Raw genomic sequence first — 21,642 nt, 5'->3', positions numbered from 1 at the left:
TGGACTCCTCATGCTCACCGTTAACTGAAACACCAATCTCAGTTTGGCACATCGATGCCGTAAGGGTGAGGAGGAGTCCATCCCATTGCTTTCAACAGGGCGTAAATTTGGTATCGTTCTACCTGGGTAAGCTGTTTGTATCTCATTGTGCTCCTCTAACTTTGGTCGGTGAGAGAAAGCTCGATAATACAGCAACTTACCCTCTAACCAACTCGTTAAGAGTTGCACTTACAAATTGAATTCACGGTTTATAGTGAGTCCTTTCAAACCATCATCAAAGGCCTAGCTTCAAAGCAAATCCGATACAACAAATCTGCGCCCAACAAAAAAACAGCTATAATTGGGGAAATGTTGATACAACGAGACAGAGATAATGGAAATAGGTGCATCACAGGCGGTCGCTTCCGCCAACCGGCAGGTTGCCACACAGCAGGCAGAACGACCTCAACAGGCAGAAAATCGGGAAGATGATAATCAGTCTACCGCTAATGCGGCAGCAACCAACAATCAAGCCAGTGATATGGCGGCCACCCAACGGGTGCAGCCTGCCAATGAAACCGAGGCGAGTCAGGTAACCAGCAACAATCAACCACCTGAACCCGACCCCAACTCTCAGGAGGGTGTAGGCCGGTTTATTGATACCGTAGTCTGAAATTTGGCTTAACCAAACTGATCGAGAGTTGCGAAGCAACTTACCATTCACGTTTCTATATCATTCAGTAAAATGATTAGCGTGATTATTTTTATGGCGTCGCAGGTTTCTAAATTCTACTGAATTTCATTATCCAAAAACCTAGCGTTCGCTCTGCCGATGCAATGAGTCAATTGTCGCCAGTTCATCATCAGTCAAAACTGATTGACATACTTCAAATAAAGTTCGTTCTTCAAATCGCACATGTTCTTTCAGAGCCGAAGAGAAAGCCACCAAGCTCCCTGGCTCCGCTAAACTCTTGGCTAATTTTTTTAGATGGGCATGATCCTGAAGAGTTTTCGTAACAAGGGACGTTTCACCCACTCGTTTTAGTGCAGGAAGAATCGTCTGCTCTTCTATATCGAAATGGGGCAGTAGCTCTGCTACAAATATTGCCTCTACCCTCTTGATCAGTGCATCCTGTTGTTCATTCGTGCTACAAGCCTTCTTGATATCTCTGGCCAATGCCAGCGCTTGATGATGTTCCGAAGAGAGATTTCGCAAATATTGATTTCGTTGCATTATCAAACCTATTCAGTGTCACTCACATTAACATTTGTATAAAGATATCTACAATCACCCCTGAATTATCAACATTCGAAGGGCTTATCCTTCGAAGCATTAACCCGTTCCAGTGCGTGTTTGCCTCGTGACTATTTGACCTCGCACAATACTTCCGACCAGCGTAACGATAAAAACGGCTAGCGCAATACTATTGAGCAGACCACCCTGAGTTAAAAGCAACGCATTGTTGCTCAACCCACCAACCACCCGCATGATCAATGAACTCTGTAAGAAGATGAGTGGTAGATAAAAAACGGGTGAATAGGGAATATTAAGCTGTGTCACAGCTGGGAAAATTATCAACGCATGGCCTATTACCATGGAAAACACAAAGCCGATAAGGAAGGTGTGCAACGCTGAATCGCGTCCTATGCCTCCCCATCCATACAGCATTCCCAGAAACAAAACGGCAGAGAGAAATAGCCATGCATAGCCCGTAAGCATACAGACTGCGGTAAAGCGGGTCAGCCCCTGCATACGTACCGTACGCCTGGCAATATCAAAAAGTATCAGCCACAAACCAATGCCCAACATGCCGATAGCAAACAGTGTTGTGCCAAGCATCGGATTGATGATGTTTATCACTGCCCCGCCCAGTGGAACCAGACAGAGGATTGCAAGCCACACTCTTTTTTTATCATCTCTGATCACCAGCCTACTCAATTCCAAACGCTCACCTGCGATGGTCAAGAGTAGAAAGGCGATCCACCAGTAGAGAATGTCACTCACCAGCATTCCAGCAAAGAGCTGGATATTACCGAGCAACAGGGCGACAGCGCCGCCCAGGAGTATCCAGTTCTGAATCGCATTCTGTATTCTGACCACCTTCAAAGAGGCTATTGCAAACAGCAGACTGCCCACAGCTAACAGGGCAAAGGGTATCAAGTGTGGTATCCCGATTAACAACGCAATACCCGCAAGCCCAGTCAATAAGGGACTTATATATGCCCATCGCTGCCCTAAAGCGACAGCACGTTCCAAACCAATAACGGTCCCGAAAAAGGCAGGAATCATCAACACGCCATGCTGGGACACTTGCTCAAGTGCAACCTGCGGGACGGATATCCCGAGACGCCCCAGACCTGCAAGTATGCCCACTACCAGCGATAGCATTCCCATAATCAAGATGGGAAAACGGTAGAGCGGTTTCAGATCCTGCCACATATCAGCACCCTGTCTTGATAAACACCGTTAGACGACTCGCTTAGTAATATGCACCTGCCAAACCTCGGGGCCCTGCTCAATGTATTCCCAGGCAAACTGATTACTCTTTTCAGCTTCAAATTGGTAACGCAAAGGTGCCGGGTCATGGTCGTTGACCAATAACAGCACCTCACCATCTTGCAACTCTTCAAAGGTATCAAAAATCAATGGATGGCGAAAACGCGGCTCTATAGTACGGACATCAACCGTACTCTTTACAGAATTTGTACTCATTTGATTTATCTCCAAAATTGATACAATGGGTTCTAACTCCAACCCAAAAGCTGTTTGGCTTCATCCGACATTTGATCCGGGCTCCACATCGGCTCCCACACCAGCTTGATTTCAACCTGTACTGACGTGGGCACTTTGGCCCGTATAGCAGCCCGACTCGCCTCTGTGACCTGACTGCCTAAGGGACAGGCCGGCGAGGTAAGCGTCATCGTTACATCGACTCTTTCGGCATTGGCTGATACGCCATACACCAAACCCAAATCTACGATGTTGATCCCCACTTCAGGATCAATAACTTCACGAAGGGCTTCATAAACTACCTTCTCAGCTATCTCCTCTTGTTTGAGGTTTCCACTCATATCGGATAATTCCTATTGATGCATATTATATGCATGTTTAATCTAGCATGCACTTCTGAGATAATCAATATATTAGATGCATATTAAGGCGGACATCATGAGACTCACCACCTTCACCGACTATACCTTCCGTGTATTGATCTATCTTGGTCTACATCCGGATACACTTGCAACTGTTGGGGAACTCGCTGATTGCTATGATATTTCACGCAACCATCTTACCAAAGTCGTGCACTATCTTGGTCAGAATGGCTATATTGAAACACTGCGTGGAAAAGGCGGAGGCATCAAACTGGCTCTCAAGCCAGAGGTAATTCAAATTGGTGTTCTGGTGCGAGATACTGAGAAGAACAGCCTCTTAGTGGAGTGCTTCAGCATGGAGCAATGTCATTGTAAGATTGTACCAGCCTGTCGGTTGACAGGCATTCTTCTAGAAGCACAACAAGCCTTTTTCCAAGTTCTTGATCGATACACCTTGAATGACTTGATTCAGGATAGAACTAAACTTGAAGCATTACTGACGATTAAAAGTTAGCCAATTTTAACGCCATCATGCCTAGACAAACCAGTCACCTATTAAAGCACAATAGCTTCTTGATTACTGAGTAAAAACAGCGCAAGACATATCATCACTTTTCCCAACATAAACGTTAAGAAGCTTGATTTGCAGAAGGCCTAGGCTGATATAATCAGCAAATCAAATCAACCAAGGAATACTATTGTGCCAAAGGCGTGTGAGTTGAAACGAGGTGTTATTGTTGAGATTAATGGAGCACCTCATGCTGTAAAACAGGTCGAGGCAAAAAGTCCTTCTTCCCGTGGTGCCGCCACCCTCTATAAAATTAGGTTCACCAATCTACAGACACAGCAAAAGCTGGATGAATCCTATAAGGGTGATGACATGCTGAAAAGCATTGATTGTCTGCGTCCACAGGTCCAGTACTCCTATCTGGATGGTGACTTATTCACCTTCATGGACATGGAAGACTATAGCCAATACGCCATCAACCGAGAAGACATTGAAGATCAGGTAGGCTATCTGACAGAGGGTTTGGAGGGTATCACGGCCCTAATTGTAGACGGGAATCTGCTAGGCATTGAATTGCCCCAGTCAGTCAGCCTGACCATTACCGACACAGCGCCAGGCATTAAAGGTGCGACGGCTACCGGAAGAACCAAAACGGCCACATTGACAACCGGCCTTGAGATTCAGGTACCTGAATACCTGGAACCTGGCGAAACAGTTAAGGTCAACACAGGCACAGGAAAATTCATCTCCCGCGCCTGAGCGCAGAGTAGTTCACTCTTCAATTAACTGCCCATCGGGTGTCACGGTGGGCAGGCCAAATACTTGCCATACCTGCATCCCTCCCCGATAGTAAAACAGCTTCTCAGCCGGATAGCCGATGCTGATCAGTCCCTTTATCGCGGTAGGTGATTGGCCACACCAAGGCCCATTGCACCAGAGGACCGCCTGCTTCGCCTGAGAAAAGTCCCAGCCCGTATCATTCTCTGTAACACCAAGATAACTCAGTGCATCACCGAGCGTAATGGGGTCAGCACCCTGCCCTGGATTAAGGTGTGTAAAGGGAATATTCATTGACCCAGGAATAGTGCCACGTGCATGCCAATCCGGTGTCCTGGCATCAATCAGGATGCCAGTCCCGTCGGTAAGACGCGTGGCCATGAATTCAACCAGTTCAACCTCACCAATCGTCATCACTCCCGGTGCGATCAGCATTGGCTGCGCACAAAAAGGGGGACAAGGCCTGGAGGTAAGGGCGAAATCCGGACTGATTGTGGAACTTCTATCCTGCCGACGCTTGATCGTTATCTGCTGCTTTCCGTGGGTTACTTGGAACTGTTCAATATCCCGAGTGATATTGACTTCAAGTGCAGTCACGTTAGCTGTATTGAATAGGGTTAGTGCCAATATCAAAGGCATGATCCTCATCAAACAATCCTCCCGATCACTACCGCCTCAATGTCACCCGGTGACATCGAGTGCATTGAATTATTTATCCATCCCATTCCAGTATAGCTGATCCTCTTTGTGCATCAGATACTGGAATGGAATGTGCTCAGCTATTCGTTTATGACGCCGCAGGTTTCTGTTTGGGTTTTTTATCCCGCTTTTTTTTAGGCTTTTTAGCTTTATCAGTCATAGGCTTACTCGATCCAGCATGCTCTGATACGCACTGGATGCGCAACGGCTGGTTACAAACATAGACACGCTGTAGATGCTTGAGCACATCACCCGGCATACCTTCAGGTAAATCGACTAAGGTATGATCTTCGGCGATTTCTATCCGACCAATATGTGCGCCATCCAGGCCAGCTTCGTTAGCAATAGCCCCCACCACTTCACGCGGTGTTACACCGTGTTTTGAACCAACCTGGAGCCGATAGGTATCTTTCGGTATATCACTTCCCTTCCTGGAACCGCGTTCTTTGTTTTTACCTGCAGAACGCTCCTTACGCGATCCTCTATCTGATTGACTGCTGTCTCGTTCTCGCTTATCACCTGAGCGTGCTTTTTTGGACGCTGGAGCAGCGACCTCTTTGACAATAAAGGGCCGATCTTTTTGCCCCAGATAGGTGAGTGCCGCTGCAATATCAAGCTCACTCATCTCCTGTTCCTGGGTCATGCGACTCACTAGACGATAATAGTAATCCAGGTCTTGTTCAGCCATGGTATCGCGCAAAACAGCGACAAAACGATCTATACGGTGTTCGCTAAGGTCGCCTGCTGTCGGCAACGCCATGGCGGGAATCGCTTGGCGAATAGACCGCTCTATCGATTTAAGCAGTCGATTTTCTCGTGGCTGGACAAACAGTATCGCTTTACCCTTGCGGCCTGCCCGCCCTGTGCGACCAATACGATGGACATATGATTCCGGATCATTCGGGATATCAAAATTGACCACATGACTGATGCGTTGAACATCCAGTCCACGCGCAGCCACATCCGTGGCCACGACGATATCCAGCTTCCCCTGCTTCAGACGCTCAACAGTGCGCTCTCGCATGGCCTGGTTCATGTCACCATTCAGCGCCTCAGCAGCAAACCCATGCGCCGCCAACTTGTCGGCAACTTCTACCGTGGCAAGTTTGGTACGTACAAACACGATCATACCGTCAAACTCTTCCACCTCGAGAATACGCGTCATGGCATCCATCTTATGGTCCCGATTGACCACATAATGCACCTGATCAATCGCTGTAACAGTCTCACTCTTAGACTTGATCTTGATCTCAACCGGGTCTTTGAGATACTTCTTGGTCACTTTGCGAATAGCGTCCGGCATGGTCGCAGAGAACAGTGCAACCTGGCGGTTTTCAGGTGTCTGCTCAAATATAAACTCGATCTCCTCGATAAACCCCATTTTGAGCATCTCGTCGGCCTCATCAAGCACCAGGCTTTTAAGACTACCCAGTTTCAATGTTCCACGACGAATATGATCAATAACCCGCCCAGGTGTACCAACAATAACGTGAGAACCGCGTTGCAATTGGCGTAGCTGCAAGCTCATCCCCTGTCCACCATAGATAGGTAAAATATTGAATCCACCCATATGCTTAGCATAACTCTGGCAGGCCTCGGCAACCTGTAGCGCCAACTCTCGGGTCGGGGTAAGAATCAGAATCTGCGGATCGCGTGATCCAAGACTGATATTACTTAATAGTGGCAATGCGAAAGCAGCCGTTTTCCCCGTACCCGTCTGGGCTTGACCAAGAATATCGCGGCCAGTTAACAGTTCCGGAATGCATGCGGCTTGAATCGGTGTCGGGGTTTCATAGCCCTGATCTTGGATGGCTTTAAGTACAGCAGGAGACAAGCCAAATGAGTCAAAACCTGCAATTGCCGGAGCGGTGTCCATAGTGATACCTCTGGAGGGTGTTGTATCCACCGAAGAAGCTCAATGGAGAGTGGAGATGGAGAAGGCGCGGGATTGTACAGAAAATTATAGAATATGTGTACCCTTATCGTGCATAAACTTCACATCGCCTGTTTTTAGGATTTTACAGTACAAAGGAGCTGAAACGGGGCATAAATGCCCCGTTTTTCCGTCACATAATCAGTTTAGCTGCCTTAGGCATCAAAGGGATGACGCACCACGATCGTCTCTTTACGATCAGGGCCTGTAGAAATAACATCAACGGGTACACCTGTCAGCTCTTCAATTTTCCTCAGATAGCTACGTGCATTTTCAGGCAGGCCATCTACGCTGGCGACCCCGATGGTTGATTCACTCCAGCCAGGTAGCTCCATATAGACAGGCTCGCACTTCTCAAACCCATCAGCACCAACAGGAGGAACGGTCACTTCGGCACCATTCAGCTTGTAAGCTACACAAATTTTCAGTGTCTCCAGGCCATCGAGAACATCCAGCTTGGTGATACACATACCGGTAACACTGTTGATTTCAAGGGAACGTTTTAGCGCGACAACATCCAACCAGCCACAGCGACGCTTACGTCCGGTCGTTGCGCCAAACTCATGCCCTTTCTCACCCAGATAATCACCCACATCATCAAACAGTTCGGTAGGGAATGGGCCTGCACCGACGCGGGTGGTATATGCCTTGACGATTCCCAACACATAATCAATATGGCAAGGTCCCACGCCACTACCACTGGCAGCACCACCGGCCGTTGTATTGGATGATGTCACATAGGGATAGGTACCATGATCAATGTCTAACAAAGCGCCTTGAGCACCCTCAAACATGACGTTCTGACCCTTGGCACGCATCTGATGAAGCGTACCTGTCACATCTTCAATCAGCGGGGTAAGGATTTCCGCCTGCGCCAGTGATTCATCCAGTACTTGTTGATAATCGACGGCATCTGCCTTGAAGTAATTAACCAGTGTGAAGTTGTGATACTCCATCACTTCACGCAGGCGTTCGGTGTAAACCGCCACATCGCAGAGTTCGCCAAAACGAATCCCCCGACGGGAGACCTTATCCTCATAGGCAGGACCAATTCCACGACCCGTTGTACCAATTGCCTTTTTACCACGCGCCGTTTCCCGCGCCTGATCCAGGGCAATGTGATAGGGCAGAATCAGCGGACATGACTCACTGATACCCAGTCGTGCAAGAACGGGCACGCCATTCTTTTCCAGGACCGCCATCTCTTCCAGCAGTGCACTGGGTGATAACACCACACCGTTACCGATCAGACACCGGACGTTGTCCCGTAAAATACCGGATGGTATCAGATGTAATACAGTCTTCTTGCCATCGATTACCAGGGTGTGTCCGGCATTATGCCCGCCCTGAAAGCGGACAACAGCCTCTGCACGATCGGTCAGCAGATCAACAATCTTGCCCTTACCTTCGTCACCCCATTGGGTACCAATTACTACTACATTCTTGCCCATGTTCGTACTCTTCAATACGTAATTTAAAGATAACCAGTCTCTTTATAGAGGCTTGACTACCCACTCCACACCCTGCTTTTCCAGGGCCTCCCCACAACTCATTGAGCTAGCATCACCCTTTTGACCGGGAAGCGCTACAATCACTCGGCGTCCTTCAGCACGCAATTCTCTGATCCGTTGTCGCAGGACAGGATCATCATCAGATGGGGCAAATATCCCAACCTGTTCTACTAAATTTTCACTATTTGCCAAACGCATCAGCATCTTCAAATCAGCACTGAAACCGCATGCCGGGCGAGCACGGCCAAATAGCTGGCCAATATCATCATATCGCCCACCCCGCGCTATTTCCTGTCCAAGTTCAGGAACAAAGGCGGCAAATACAACCCCGGTATGATAGTGGTAACCACGCAGTTCGGCCAGATCAAAATGAACCGGTACATCAGGGCGTTGTTCAGCCAAAAGGTTAGAAAGCCTTTCCATCTGTTTAAGGGCAGACTGAACTGACTCTCCAGCACCAGATAATAATTCCTGCGCCCTAACTAAGGCATCATCTCCACTAAGGCTAGCCAGTGATGAGAGCCGCAGATGATGTTCAGGTGTTAGATTATAGCTAGCCAACAATACCGTAATCTCAGGAACCGCCTTACGTTGCAACGCATCGAACAGTTCCAACTCCTGCTGTTTATTCAAACCGCTCTCTTCGGCTAGGGCCCGAAATATTCCCACGTGTCCGAGATCGATATAGACATTCTCAACACCCGCCTTTTCCAGGGTTTCAAGCATGAGGCAGAGAATCTCCTGATCACTCTCCTCTCCCGCATGGCCATAGAGTTCAGCACCAATCTGTACTGGGGAGCGGGACCCTGCAAAACCATCCGTGCGGGTATTCAGGACCGTGCCGACATAACAGAGTCGGGTCGGAGCATCGCGGCGGAGTTGGTGTGCGTCGATACGTGCAGCCTGTGGCGTGATATCAGCGCGAATACCCAGCGTCCTCCCAGTTACCTGGTCAGTTATCTTGAATGTGCGAAGATCGAGATCCCCACCCGTGCCTGTCAGCAACGACTCTAGGTACTCGATAAATGGGGGTTGTATGAGGTCATATCCCCAGCTGTTGAACAAATCGAGCAGATCCCGACGCTTTTTTTCCAGCAGGAGAGCCTTGGGAGGTAGTAGTTCATCAATACCCTCCGGCAGCAACCAGTGTACATTGTTCATGGTTTTCTCATTCAGTTCACAAGATAGAGTGTCACAACCCCCAGAACCATGCTAACCAAGCCGCTGATTCTGAGAGATTTTTCATCCATCTCTGCGATAGACTTCATCATTTTCTTCATAGCACCAGGACTGAGGAAGGGAAAAACCCCTTCAATCACCAACATCAGTGCTAAGGCTACCCATAAGTCGTGCAATATCTTACCGTCCACAAAAAAGCCGGGGTCAAAGCCCGGCCAGTACATTCTGGATTGTATGGACAAGGGGGCTGATTCTGCCAAAACACGCCCAAATTGTCCATTTATCTGCTGCCTGCCCACCCATCATGCGGTAAGCAGGCAGCCAATTAGTGGGTTATTTTTTTCCTTCGGCGCTTTTAAAATACCGGAAAAATTCGGAATCCGGATCCAGCACCATCATATTGCCGTCATTATTAAACGTCTTTCCGTAGGCATTCAGACTGCGGTAGAAGGCATAGAATTCAGCATTTTTCCGGAAGGCGTTGGCATAGATCTCAGCTGAGAGGCCATCTCCTTCACCCCGGATCTCCTCAGACCCTTTGTAGGCGTTAGCCAGAATTACCACTCGCTGTGCATCCGCATCTGCCCGGATCTTTTCACCCGCCTCGGCACCCTGTGCTCTGAGATCCGCAGCAACACGCTCACGCTCAGCACGCATACGATCGTATACGGATTGGCTTACCTCCGTGGGGAGATCAATCTGCTTGACACGAACGTCCAAGACTTCAATGCCAAGCTCAGATGCCTTTTCATCTGCATCTTTGGTCAGCAATGCCATGATTTCAGCACGTTCACCCGAGATGACCTCCTGGATGGTGCGCTTACCAAATTCATCACGAAGACTGGTAGTGATCCGCTCTGTCAACAACCGGGTGGCAGTAGCCACATTATCACCCGTTGACCTGAAATATTGTGCCGCATTAGTGATGCGCCATTTAGCGTATGCATCAACAATCACGTCCTTTTTCTCGATCGTCAGGAAGCGCTCCGGATTTGAATTCATCGTCTGGATTCTACCATCGAACTTCTTAACGTTCTGAATCAGTGGAATCTTAAAATGAAGGCCAGGCGTGTATTCGGAGTCGACAATCTTGCCAAACTGCAACTTGATCGCCATCTCCCACTGATTTACGACAAACAGTGATGATGCCAGTACGCCAATCAGCAGAATTGCACCAATGAAGAAGAAACCCATCTTTCCATTATTCATTAACGAATCCTCCGATCACGGCTATCTTCGCGACGAATAGTCTCAATATTGCTGTTCGTTGGTATGGACTGCCGGGTAAGACCGCTATTACCAGTTTCAGCTCTTTCTTGTATCAACTTGTCTATCGGAAGATACATCAGGCTATTGCCAGATTTGACATCCATAATAACCTTATTGGTATTCTCCATCACCTGCTCGACAGTCTCCAGGTAGAGGCGCTGCCGCGTCACTTCAGGTGCCTTTTCATACTCAGCCAGAACCGCGAGGAAACGTGAGGTTTCACCTTCCGCCTCCGCAATTACCTTCTGCTTATAAGCACTGGCAGCTGCTGTTATACGAGCTGCCGCACCACGCGCTTTTGGCACCACGTCATTGGCGTACGCTTCAGCTTGGTTCTCTTGCCTAGCCTTGTCTTCCCGTGCCTTGATGGCATCATCGAATGCGCTCTTAACCTGCTCAGGTGGCTTTGCCGGCTGAGTGTTGACACTGGTGACTTCAAGCCCGGTTTTGTAGAAAGAGATCAATTCCTGAATACGCCGTTTGATATCGCTGGCAATTGAGCCACGGCCTTCTGTCAGGATGAAATCAAGTTTACTTGTACCGATGGTTTCACGTAGTGCTGTTTCCGTCACATCACGAATAGTCTTGTTAGGATCACGATCCTGAAACAGATAATCCACAGGATTCTGCACCCGGAACTGCACCGTTAATTCGATATCGACAATGTTCTCATCCTTGGTCAGCATGGTTTCTTTAGATGGGAATGATGAAATCTGGTCAACATTGACCTTTATCACATCATCCACCACTGGGATCAGAAAATTCAGGCCTGGCTGAGTCACTTCATGATAGGCACCAAAGCGTAATACAACACCACGCTCAGCAGGTGCTACGGTATAGAAGCTTTTGAAACCCATCAAGACAACCAGCCCTATAACGACCACTGCAACTATCCCTTTCGCGCCGCCGGGGGTCGATACAGGGCTACCGCCTGAATTACCACCACCGCCATTGCCCTTTCCGCCAAACAAACCACCAAGCTTGTCCTGCATCTTCTTTACCACTTCATCGAGATCAGGGGGTCCTTGATCACCACCCTTGCCACTCCAGGGATCTTTATTGTCTCCCCCGGGTTCATTCCAGGCCATCGATAACTCCGTTCTATCCAGTTGTTAGAAATATATACCCGGAGGATACTTTACAAACATCCAGGCAGCGAATTTTTCTTTAACGCTTATACTTACAATTAAGTGTGTCGTCTGGCATTACTAGACAATCACGAGCCGGCTTTCCAGGGCTGTTTCCTGTTGCAGCAGACGCTCATAGGCAACTTTGGGTAGGTCTATCTCAATATCCCAGCCCCCAGTCTCCGTGGTTTTTTCAGAGATCACACCACCTAACTCGAAAAGCCTGGCCCGTAATCGCCCATCTGCGGGTTGCAACTGCAGCAATTTATGCACATGTTCCTGATGATAAAACTCCGCTAAGGCTTCCCTGAGTAAATCCAATCCCTCGCCCGTCTGTGCAGAGAGCCATATACGTTTGACCAGGCCATCCTCTCCACGTTCAATCCTTGCCGCCTCATCTTCTGTCAGGTCAATTTTGTTATAGACCTCAATCTGAGGGATTTTATCGGCACCAATCTGCTTCAATACATCATTGACTTCCGCAATACAGACTGCACGCTGGGGACTGGCAGTATCAATCACATGAAGCAGCAATGAGGCCTCTGTTGTCTCCTGCAGCGTTGATTTGAATGCCGCAACCAATTCATGGGGCAAATGGGATATAAAGCCTACCGTATCAGCCAGAATACAGGCACCTTCCCCTGGCAGATCCAAACGACGCAGCGTGGGGTCCAAGGTAGCAAAAAGCTGATCCTTTGCGTAAACCTCTGCATCCGTCAGACTGTTGAACAAGGTCGATTTTCCGGCATTGGTATAACCGACCAAAGACACGGTTGGAATTTCAGCCTTGCTACGGGCCTTACGTCCCTGATTGCGTTGGCTGGCAACCTTCTCAAGGCGCCGTCTGATCTGGGCTATACGATGATTCAACAGTCGCCGGTCTGTCTCGAGCTGAGTCTCACCGGGTCCACGCAAACCAATACCACCTTTCTGTCGCTCAAGGTGCGTCCACCCCCTAACCAGCCGGGTAGATAAGTGTCGCAGTTGAGCCAATTCCACCTGAAGCTTACCTTCGAATGAGCGAGCCCGCTGGGCAAAGATATCTAAAATCAAACCTGTTCGGTCTACAACGCGGCATTTGAACTCACGCTCCAGATTACGTTCCTGGCTTGGAGAAAGTGAGTGATTAAAAATGACCAACTCAGCCTCTTCTGCCTGAATCAAGTCCCCGATCTCTTCCGCCTTACCACTGCCTACAAACAGCCGTGAATCAGGCGATCGCCGCGTGCCGGTCACAAACCCTACAGGCATAGCCCCGGCTGAGATGGATAACTCTTGAAATTCAGCAAGTTCATCAGAATCAGCCTTACTGTCCATGTCTATATGAACCAGTATGGCCTTCTCACCAATTTTTGGGCGTTCAAACATCAAGGTTCTCTAAAGCTGGAGGGATATGAGATAGACGGATAATCAAGTAGGTTGTCAGTAGATGCCATGAAATCGCTGGTTGATTCAACAGTCGCATACACCACTCTGTGGCAATCGATAAAATAAGTTAATTTTCATTAAGTATTATATAGTTACGTAATATTCCAATAATATAGATTAAGTGTGTCTATTAAACGCTTTCCGGTCTAGAGTGAAATCCCATCCTCTTAAGAATCGAGATTACAGCATCTCACCCCAGCACGAAAAGCGCTTATATAACCCTTTTACATATTTCCAGGCTCAACCACCTCATCACCAGTAGGAATCTGCAGGCGAACATTTCTCGCTGGCACCACTGTTGAGATCGCATGCTTATAGACCATCTGGCTGACCGTATTCTTCAACAAAACCACGAACTGGTCGAAAGATTCAATCTGCCCCTGCAACTTGATTCCATTCACGAGGAAGATCGAAACGGGTATACGCTCTTTTCTAAGCGTATTGAGGAAAGGGTCTTGTAAACTTTGCCCCTTAGACATCGGAGTTCTCCTTATTGTAGTATCGCGTCGGTATTAAATTAATAGCTTATGATACAAATTTGTACCAGAAAAAAATCCTTCAAATTCAACTCAATTGTAGCATATAGCTCACACTGTCAATTGAATGTGAGGTCATCCCTGATAATTTTCAAGGCTTGTGACAAGATATCTCCTGCGCTTTCATCAAGCCAATGTAAGCCCGGATATGAGCGCAACCAAGTATACTGCCTTTTCGCGAGCTGGCGTGTGGCTATAATCCCTCGTTCGATCATCTCCTCCCGACTATACTCTCCTTGTATATAGCGAATCATCTGTCTGTAGCCTACAGAGCGCAGGGAGGGTGTCTCGGCAGTGAGGTCACCTCTGCTCAGCAACCCCTTAACCTCCTCCTCAAATCCCTGCTGGATCATCACATCAAACCTATCAGCAATACGTCGATGTAAGACCGCTCTATCTTGCGGTGCACGAACCAGCTTAATTGGCTGATAGGGAAAACAGTACTGTTCAGCTTCTTTTTGTAGCTGTGACATGGACTTACCTGTTAGCCGATATACTTCCAGTGCACGCTGGATACGCTGGGGATCGTTCGGGTGGATTCGGCTACCTGCCTCGGGGTCCACCTCTGACAGTTGGGCATGCATCTGCTCCCAACCCAGTTCACGTGCTTCGCATTCAAGTTGATTGCGCACCACGGGATCAGCCTCTGGCAGTGCCGACAACCCAAACTCTAATGCCCTGAAATAGAGCATAGTTCCGCCAACCAGCAATGGGATACGACCGGCTGCTGTAATCGCAGCCATCTCTTTCAATGCATCTTCACAGAAGCGCGCCGCCGAATAAGCCTCTGAAGGATCACAAATATCAATTAATCGATGGGGTGCAAGGGCCAACTCTTCCGCATCAGGTTTGGCTGTGCCAATATCCATACCCCGATAGACCAAGGCAGAATCTACACTGATAATGTCGCAGGGAAGATATTGAATAAGTTCAATGGCGAGTGCGGTCTTACCCGATGCAGTGGGACCCATTAAAAAAATGGCAGGAGGACGTTCTGGAGTATTCACCTGAACCGACATCACTGCCCCCGAAGGAACAGTTTATCTAGCGTATTCAAATCAAGCTGCACCCAGGTTGGCCGACCATGATTGCATTGATCACTTCGCTGAGTACGCTCCATGTCCCGCAACAACGCATTCATCTCTTCATGAGTCAGACGTCTATTGGCCCGCACGGAGCCGTGACACGCCATAGTGGCGAGCACTTCATTAATGTCGTTACGAATACGGTCGCTGGTTCCGTGAATAACGATGTCAGACAGAATATCCCGCAACAATTTCTCAGCGTCAGCACCATGGAGTAGAACCGGTATGGCACGAACGACAAGGGTCTCTGCGCCAAGTCGATCCACCTCCATACCTAACTCACCAAACAGTGCCTGATGCTCAATGGCCAACTCTGCTTCCCGCGCACTCACCGGAACCGACACGGGTACCAACAGCGGCTGTGAACTGATGCGTCCCTGCTCCATGGCCTGCTTGAACCGCTCATAGGTGATACGCTCATGCGCAGCATGCATGTCCACCAGAATCAGTCCGGTCTCATTTTCAGCCAGGATGTAGATCCCTTTTAACTGGGCAAGGGCATACCCGAGTGGGGGAACTTGGGCATCCGGTTCTGTTTGATCGGTTGATTTTTCAGGAAATTCTGGACGCTGTATATCAAAACTGGACTGATAGTTGGCCTGGCGTTCTTGCACATGAAATCCGAGAGGTCTCTGATAAGCTGCCACGGCAGGTGCAGAGTCAATAATGGCCTTTTCACTTTCAACCAGTCGAATCTCACCCGTGTTACGATCCACCTCTTGTCCAGGGCGCGTTTCCGCCAACACATGATGCAGAGTACGGTAAATAAAGCCGTGCACCATCCTGCTGTCGCGAAAACGCACTTCATGCTTGGCCGGATGCACGTTGACATCCACCTGCATCGGATCCAGATCAAGATAGAGGACAAAGGCGGGATGTCTGCCGTGAAAAAGCACATCTTGAAAAGCCTGACGCACGGCGTGTGAAACAAGCTTATCTCTAATCATTCGGCCGTTGACATAGAAATACTGCATGTCAGCCTGACTGCGAGAGAACACGGGTTTGGCTATCCAACCACGCAATGAGAGTCCTGCCTGCTCACGATCCAGATGCAGCACCTGTTCGACAAAAGACGAACCAAGCAACCCGGACAACCGCCGCTCCTGCTCCAAGGGCTGCTCAGCCAAAGGGAGTGTAAACACCTCTTTACGGTTATGCGTAAGCGTGAAGGAGACATCAAACCGACTCAGCGCCAATCGTTTCAGTTGTGTCTCAATATGACTGAATTCAGTCTTTTCAGCGCGCATAAATTTACGGCGGGCGGGTGTGTTATAAAATAGATCACGTACTTCAATGGTTGTGCCCTGGGGGTGAGCACTGGGTTCGGGTGCCGTTACTTGATCACCCCCGTCACCCGTAATGCTCCAGCCCGTGCTCTGCCCTTCAGTACGGGTAGCAATGGTCAGTCTAGAGACCGATGCGATACTTGGGAGGGCCTCTCCCCGGAATCCCATACTACTGACACGCTCCAACTCAGCCAGACTGGCGATCTTGCTCGTGGCGTGACGGGAAAGGGCCAGGGCCAAATCATCCGAGTGGATACCTGCACCGTTATCACGTACGCGAATCAACTTCGCACCACCCTGCTCAATATCCACCTCAATCCGGCTGGACCCCGCATCCAGGCTATTCTCCACCAGCTCTTTGATAACCGATGCCGGGCGCTCGACAACCTCACCTGCGGCGATTTGATTGATCAACTGTGGAGGAAGGGCCTGTATGCGCATAATGAAAAACACCTGTATATCAGGACCCATGGAATTAAGCGGAAAATTGATTCAATAGTCCGCTCGGATCATCTTGAACAAGTGTTGAATTATAACCAGGATTTGAGATTAGGGGTGAATAGACCGTTGATTTTACAAACGAGCAGACAATCAGGTACCGGGAATCACCAGTACTTGTCCAATACGAATAATATCGCTTGATATTCCATTGGCCGACTTGAGACTCGCCAGACTGATATCATACTGATCGGCGATCCTGCCAAGCGTATCACCCCTACTGATGGTATGTTTGCGGGATTTAAGGCTTGCCATTAATGTTCCGGGCGGCGGGCTATTACGGAAATAGCCGCGCAATCCAGTCAAGATAGCGCGCGCCACCTTCTCCTGATGCCGTGGATTCAGAAGCTTCCGTTCTTCTTCTGGATTGGAGATAAAGGCCGTCTCAACTAAAATTGAGGGTACATCTGGCGATTTCAGCACCGCAAAACCCGCTTGCTGCACTGCACTTTTATGTGTACGCCCGACCGTTTTCAACTGCCCTAATACCTTGTTAGCCACATCATGGCTTGCCTGTCGGGTACCCGTCTGAGAAAGATCAAGAAGGACAGAGGCCAGTACATCATCCTTATCCTCAAGCTTGACACCACCGATCAAATCCGCACTGTTCTCACTTTCAGCCAACCAACGCGCCGCCTCACTTGATGCGCCACGATTAGAAAGCGTGTAGACCGATGAGCCTCGTGCACGTGGATCCCTGAATGAATCAGCATGAATTGAAACAAACAAATCAGCACGATGCGACCGCGCCAAATCCATGCGCTTACGTAACCCGAGATAATAATCGCCATCTCGGACCATGACTGCTTTCATACCCCGCTCATTTTCAATCATCGTCGCCAGCTTACGCGCAATCGACAGTACGACATGCTTTTCGTAAGTGCCACGTCTCCCCTTTGCGCCAGGATCTTCTCCACCGTGTCCGGCATCAATGGCAATTACTACGTCCCTCAAACCACTCTGAACGGTCTGTTTTACAGTTTTTTGCGCTCTCGAATTGGAGGGAGTATCAGCATCGCCGTAAAGATCCACAACCAGTCGATGACCATATTGACTATTGGGTTTGAGGACAAAACTTTTTGGACTGGTATGCGCACTGAGATCCAGTACTACACGCAGACTGCCATCCTTACGCTGAGCACTGCGTAGCTGTTTGATCAACGAGTTGTTTTCAGCTTCAGGAATTTTACCGGTCAGTTTGGCATTCTGAATATCGATAACCAGACGGTCAGGCTGCTTCAGGGTAAATATATTGTGATTAACGGGATCACTGGTATCAAAAACCAATCGGGTATGGTCGGGGGCGGCCCAAATACGCAGATTATCGACAACCACCTGCCCAGCAAACAGCTGGCAGCTCATCAACAGCAGCAGGATTGTCGTAATCTTCCTCATATTCAATGCCGTCTATACTGGATCGGGGCCATTTCACACAACTAAAAGATAGCATGTGATTTTAAATAATTCCAGTAATATCTGAAAGATAGCAATCTATTCTATATTTAACTCTGAAGTTACGCCGCTAACTGAATTCTCAATTCATCAAGCAAGCGGACGCCCCTTGTCGATTTCGCCTCAATAGACAGTTCGCGACCTTCATCCTGATATTGGATAGTGACCAAAAGATCCGGGGCGGGAAGTGCGTCACCACCCTGCTCCGGCCACTCCACCAGCAAAACCGCATTCCCTTCAAGCAGATCCCTGATTCCTAGAAACTCCAGCTCATCCGGGTCAGCCAGCCTGTAGAGATCCAAGTGATAGCAGTGGTTACCGTTAATCTCATAGGGCTCAATCAGGGTATAGGTAGGACTTTTGACAGATCCTGTATGACCCATTCCACGCAGGAACCCCCTCGCGAACGTGGTTTTTCCAGCGCCCAGGTCGCCTTTTAGAAAGATCAGACCATTCCCCGCGCACACCTGCGCCAGCGCACGCCCTATCTGTTCTTGTGCCTGCTCCGTTTGCGGATGTAAAACAATCACTCCGCACACTCCGGGTTCATCAGTTGACGCAGAAAGGGCAAAAGATCTGACGCCAGCATGCCCTTCTCACCCAGACGCGCGGCAAGATCACCGGCCTCACCGTGTAGACATGCACCCATACGTGTTGCATTTCCTAAAGGCTCACCTTGAGCCATGAGTGATCCAATCACACCCGCCAACAGGTCACCCATACCACCCACCGCCATACCCGGATTCCCTTCTATGCAAATCCCGATAGATGAGTCATCCCCACTACAGATCAAGGTACCGGCCCCTTTCAGTAACACCGCGCCACCATAGCGCCGCTGTAAAGCCGCTATAGCAGCAAATCGATCAGCCTGTATCGTTGATGTGCTACAGCCAAGAAGCCGGGCCGCCTCGCCAGGATGGGGGGTTAACACCCAGTTTTCGCGTTTCTCAGGTTCAATTGCCAAAAGATTTAGCGCATCCGCATCCATGACTAAGGGTAAGTTCGTCTCCAGTACCCGCCTTAGCATTGCAAGACCCCAATCACCCTGACCCAATCCCGGGCCAATCACTACCGCATCAGCCCGCGCAAGTAATGTGGAGAGATCATCTGCTTTTTCTACACCATGACACATCAACTCGGGCCGTTGACTGGCGATCAAAGCGGCATGTTCTAACCGGGTAGCAATGGATATCAGCCCCGCACCCGTACGTGCAGCGGCCTGAGCTGCCAGACTGATTGCACCCAGCATGCCCTTATCACCACCTACCAGGAGAAGATGACCCGACTGGCCTTTATGCTGGGTTCGCGATCGGGGCTTCAAAGCGCTGGAAGCAGCATCCCACCGCAACATGCAAGTATTACTGGTCCCTGCGCCATACACTTCTGGGGGCACGTCAAGATCATCAAAGGCAATCCCCCCACAACAGGCCGGTCCATCACCGGTAAACATGCCACGCTTGAGGACAATAAAAGAGATCGTTGCATCCGCCTGAATGGCACATCCCATAATCCGACCGCTATCAGAATGGAGTCCTGACGGAATATCCAGTGAAAACACCGGCACCTTATACTGATTTACCGCACGAATGGCATTGGCCCAGAGACCTGTCACTGCACGTTCAAGTCCCGTCCCTAACAGGGCATCTACAATCAGATCCGTATCGTCATCAATTGACTGGAAAGGCTCAACCACTCCTCCTTCTTGAACATAGAGTTCGACCTGCGTCTTCGCATCGCCCGTTATTTTTTTGGCATCACCCACCTGCAAGACCTGCACATGATAATCTGCCTGGCGAGCCAACCGGGCAACCACATAGCCATCCCCGCCATTATTACCTGTACCACAAAGCAGCGTGATATTTCTGGCTTGAGGCCAGCGCTCATGCATCAGCCTGAATGCCGCGTTACCGGCACGCTCCATCAGCGTAGCACCCGGGATACCAAATACCTTGATGGCCGTCTGATCCAATGCGCGCACCTGCTCCGCCAAGTACAATGCATCAGGAAGTGAGGCTTGTTCAGTAATAATCATTTACGCTCAACTTTGTGATTTATGCTCGTACTATTGTAGGGTGATTTGGCTGGATTTGTCCCGTTTGAACGCTGCTATTCTACTTGCAATATAATGCTATGATCGCAACCCATCATGAGCGATACAACCATCACAAATTATCAAACGCTTGCTGAACAGATCAGGCAGTGGGGAGTTGAACTCGGTTTCCAGCAAGTGGGCATCGCGGATACTGATCTAACCCTGGCAGAACAGCATCTACATCACTGGCTTGATCAAGGCATGCACGGCAACATGACCTACATGTCCCAGCATGGGTTGAAAAGATCCCGTCCCGAAGCGTTGGTACCTGGCACATTACGTATTATTTCGGTAAGGATGGACTATCTACCCCCCAACGATCAGCCTGAGCGTGTACTCGCAGATACTCAGCGCGCGTTTATATCTCGCTACGCACTCGGGCGGGATTATCATAAATTGATGCGTAACCGTTTACAGAAATTGGCAAAAAAAATTGAAGATTCAGTAGGCCCTTTTGGATATCGGGCCTTTGTGGATTCTGCCCCGGTACTGGAACGCGCCTTGGCTGAAAAGGCCGGACTCGGCTGGACTGGCAAACATAGCAACATTGTCAATAGGAAGGCTGGTTCCTGGTTTTTTTTGGGGGAGCTTTATACCACGCTACCACTGCCAATTGATCAAGCAGAATCAGACCATTGCGGCCGCTGCACCGACTGTATTGATATCTGCCCCACTCAAGCCATAGTCGCCCCCTATCAGGTGGATGCGCGGCGCTGTATCTCTTATTTGACCATTGAGCTTGATGGGCCCATTCCTGAGTCACTCCGGCCATTAATGGGAAACCGTATTTTTGGTTGTGACGACTGTCTCATGGCCTGCCCCTGGAACCGCTTTGCAACACCCGCCCAAGCTGATGAATTTCTACCTCGACATGGACTGGACAACGCTACCCTCTGCTCCCTGTTTGCCTGGGATGAAGAGACATTTTTGAAACGCTTTGAAGGTTCACCCATTCGACGCATAGGATACGAACGGTGGCTCCGGAATATCGCTGTTGCCCTGGGAAATGCACACACCACTCCTGCCGTGATAGACGCACTAAAAAGCCGCCGAGAAGACCACTCAGCACTTGTGCGTGAGCATATCTCATGGGCCCTGCAACAGCACGGTGAGTGATGAGCAAGGTTTCACATAACCATACTAACTTTCAGGTGAAATAAGGAATTTGGTCTATCATTTGGGGTATATGT

The 21,642-nt window shown here is 49.3% G+C and carries 22 protein-coding genes; 4 read left to right on the top strand and 18 right to left on the bottom strand.

Annotation, left to right across the window (positions count from 1 at the left end):
• The first annotated feature begins 373 nt into the window (after positions 1-373).
• Positions 374-652 (top strand): hypothetical protein, encoded by a 279-nt coding sequence (locus FHP88_RS08250; RefSeq protein ID WP_144358561.1) that lies wholly within the window; start codon positions 374-376, stop codon positions 650-652.
• 141 nt (positions 653-793) lie between these two features.
• On the opposite strand, the gene FHP88_RS08245 is transcribed toward FHP88_RS08250, so the two are convergent.
• From FHP88_RS08245 to FHP88_RS08230, 4 genes are all read right to left on the bottom strand, one after another.
• Positions 794-1,213 carry a hemerythrin domain-containing protein gene (locus FHP88_RS08245; protein WP_144358560.1) on the bottom strand — a complete coding sequence of 140 codons (420 nt, stop codon included), beginning with the start codon at positions 1,211-1,213 and terminating at the stop codon, positions 794-796.
• A 99-nt stretch (positions 1,214-1,312) separates the two neighbouring features.
• On the bottom strand, positions 1,313-2,419 hold the full coding sequence (locus FHP88_RS08240; RefSeq protein ID WP_144358559.1) for a hypothetical protein: 1,107 nt from the start codon (positions 2,417-2,419) through the stop codon (positions 1,313-1,315).
• 27 nt (positions 2,420-2,446) lie between these two features.
• Positions 2,447-2,692: a DUF2249 domain-containing protein gene (locus FHP88_RS08235; protein WP_144358558.1), complete on the bottom strand. Its 246-nt coding sequence runs from the start codon at positions 2,690-2,692 to the stop codon at positions 2,447-2,449.
• Between the two features lie 32 nt (positions 2,693-2,724).
• The gene (locus tag FHP88_RS08230) at positions 2,725-3,051 is read right to left on the bottom strand and encodes a metal-sulfur cluster assembly factor (protein ID WP_144358557.1); all 327 of its coding nucleotides are present in this window, start codon (positions 3,049-3,051) and stop codon (positions 2,725-2,727) included.
• A gap of 97 nt (positions 3,052-3,148) precedes the next feature.
• On the opposite strand from FHP88_RS08230, the gene FHP88_RS08225 reads away from it, so the two are divergent.
• Positions 3,149-3,586, top strand: a complete 438-nt coding sequence (locus FHP88_RS08225; RefSeq protein WP_144358556.1) for an Rrf2 family transcriptional regulator — start codon at positions 3,149-3,151, stop codon at positions 3,584-3,586.
• A gap of 186 nt (positions 3,587-3,772) precedes the next feature.
• Positions 3,773-4,339, top strand: a complete 567-nt coding sequence (yeiP, locus tag FHP88_RS08220) for an elongation factor P-like protein YeiP (protein ID WP_144358555.1) — start codon at positions 3,773-3,775, stop codon at positions 4,337-4,339.
• 12 nt (positions 4,340-4,351) lie between these two features.
• Here yeiP and FHP88_RS08215 read toward each other — a convergent pair whose 3' ends face one another.
• The 14 genes from FHP88_RS08215 to FHP88_RS08150 all read right to left on the bottom strand — a co-directional run bounded on the left by FHP88_RS08215 (position 4,352) and on the right by FHP88_RS08150 (position 20,392).
• Positions 4,352-5,005 carry a rhodanese-like domain-containing protein gene (locus FHP88_RS08215; protein WP_144358554.1) on the bottom strand — a complete coding sequence of 218 codons (654 nt, stop codon included), beginning with the start codon at positions 5,003-5,005 and terminating at the stop codon, positions 4,352-4,354.
• A 139-nt stretch (positions 5,006-5,144) separates the two neighbouring features.
• Positions 5,145-6,932: a DEAD/DEAH box helicase gene (locus FHP88_RS08210; RefSeq protein ID WP_144358553.1), complete on the bottom strand. Its 1,788-nt coding sequence runs from the start codon at positions 6,930-6,932 to the stop codon at positions 5,145-5,147.
• Between the two features lie 212 nt (positions 6,933-7,144).
• Positions 7,145-8,440: an adenylosuccinate synthase gene (locus tag FHP88_RS08205; RefSeq protein ID WP_144358552.1), complete on the bottom strand. Its 1,296-nt coding sequence runs from the start codon at positions 8,438-8,440 to the stop codon at positions 7,145-7,147.
• A 42-nt stretch (positions 8,441-8,482) separates the two neighbouring features.
• Positions 8,483-9,661 carry an ATP phosphoribosyltransferase regulatory subunit gene (locus FHP88_RS08200; protein WP_144358551.1) on the bottom strand — a complete coding sequence of 393 codons (1,179 nt, stop codon included), beginning with the start codon at positions 9,659-9,661 and terminating at the stop codon, positions 8,483-8,485.
• A gap of 11 nt (positions 9,662-9,672) precedes the next feature.
• On the bottom strand, positions 9,673-9,921 hold the full coding sequence (locus FHP88_RS08195; RefSeq protein ID WP_313957287.1) for a DUF2065 domain-containing protein: 249 nt from the start codon (positions 9,919-9,921) through the stop codon (positions 9,673-9,675).
• A 91-nt stretch (positions 9,922-10,012) separates the two neighbouring features.
• Positions 10,013-10,888, bottom strand: a complete 876-nt coding sequence (gene hflC / locus FHP88_RS08190; RefSeq protein WP_260843202.1) for a protease modulator HflC — start codon at positions 10,886-10,888, stop codon at positions 10,013-10,015.
• On the bottom strand, positions 10,888-12,036 hold the full coding sequence (gene hflK / locus FHP88_RS08185) for an FtsH protease activity modulator HflK (protein ID WP_144358549.1): 1,149 nt from the start codon (positions 12,034-12,036) through the stop codon (positions 10,888-10,890). Before hflK ends, hflC begins: the two co-directional genes overlap by 1 nt.
• Positions 12,037-12,156: 120 nt before the next feature.
• Entirely contained in the window at positions 12,157-13,443 is a 1,287-nt protein-coding gene (hflX, locus tag FHP88_RS08180) for a ribosome rescue GTPase HflX (protein ID WP_144358548.1), read from the bottom strand.
• A gap of 284 nt (positions 13,444-13,727) precedes the next feature.
• Entirely contained in the window at positions 13,728-13,982 is a 255-nt protein-coding gene (hfq, locus tag FHP88_RS08175; protein ID WP_144358547.1) for an RNA chaperone Hfq, read from the bottom strand.
• A gap of 116 nt (positions 13,983-14,098) precedes the next feature.
• Positions 14,099-15,058 (bottom strand): tRNA (adenosine(37)-N6)-dimethylallyltransferase MiaA, encoded by a 960-nt coding sequence (miaA, locus tag FHP88_RS08170; protein ID WP_144358546.1) that lies wholly within the window; start codon positions 15,056-15,058, stop codon positions 14,099-14,101.
• Complete coding sequence (gene mutL / locus FHP88_RS08165; protein ID WP_144358545.1) at positions 15,058-16,851, bottom strand: DNA mismatch repair endonuclease MutL; 1,794 nt, start codon at positions 16,849-16,851, stop codon at positions 15,058-15,060. The genes miaA and mutL overlap by 1 nt, the downstream gene beginning before the upstream one ends.
• 150 nt (positions 16,852-17,001) lie before the next feature.
• Positions 17,002-18,303, bottom strand: coding sequence for an N-acetylmuramoyl-L-alanine amidase (locus FHP88_RS08160; protein WP_144358544.1), 1,302 nt, complete (start codon positions 18,301-18,303; stop codon positions 17,002-17,004).
• Between the two features lie 119 nt (positions 18,304-18,422).
• Positions 18,423-18,890: a tRNA (adenosine(37)-N6)-threonylcarbamoyltransferase complex ATPase subunit type 1 TsaE gene (tsaE, locus tag FHP88_RS08155; protein ID WP_260843201.1), complete on the bottom strand. Its 468-nt coding sequence runs from the start codon at positions 18,888-18,890 to the stop codon at positions 18,423-18,425.
• Positions 18,887-20,392, bottom strand: coding sequence for an NAD(P)H-hydrate dehydratase (locus FHP88_RS08150; protein ID WP_144358542.1), 1,506 nt, complete (start codon positions 20,390-20,392; stop codon positions 18,887-18,889). The genes tsaE and FHP88_RS08150 overlap by 4 nt, the downstream gene beginning before the upstream one ends.
• 114 nt (positions 20,393-20,506) lie before the next feature.
• Here FHP88_RS08150 and queG point away from each other — a divergent pair, with 114 nt between their 5' ends.
• The gene (queG, locus tag FHP88_RS08145) at positions 20,507-21,568 is read left to right on the top strand and encodes a tRNA epoxyqueuosine(34) reductase QueG (protein ID WP_144358541.1); all 1,062 of its coding nucleotides are present in this window, start codon (positions 20,507-20,509) and stop codon (positions 21,566-21,568) included.
• Positions 21,569-21,642: the final 74 nt, after the last annotated feature.

The sequence above is a fragment of the Sedimenticola selenatireducens genome (assembly GCF_007625115.1).
Taxonomy (GTDB): Bacteria; Pseudomonadota; Gammaproteobacteria; order Chromatiales; family Chromatiaceae; genus Sedimenticola; species Sedimenticola selenatireducens_A.
This window is presented reverse-complemented; position numbering and strand designations above follow the sequence as displayed.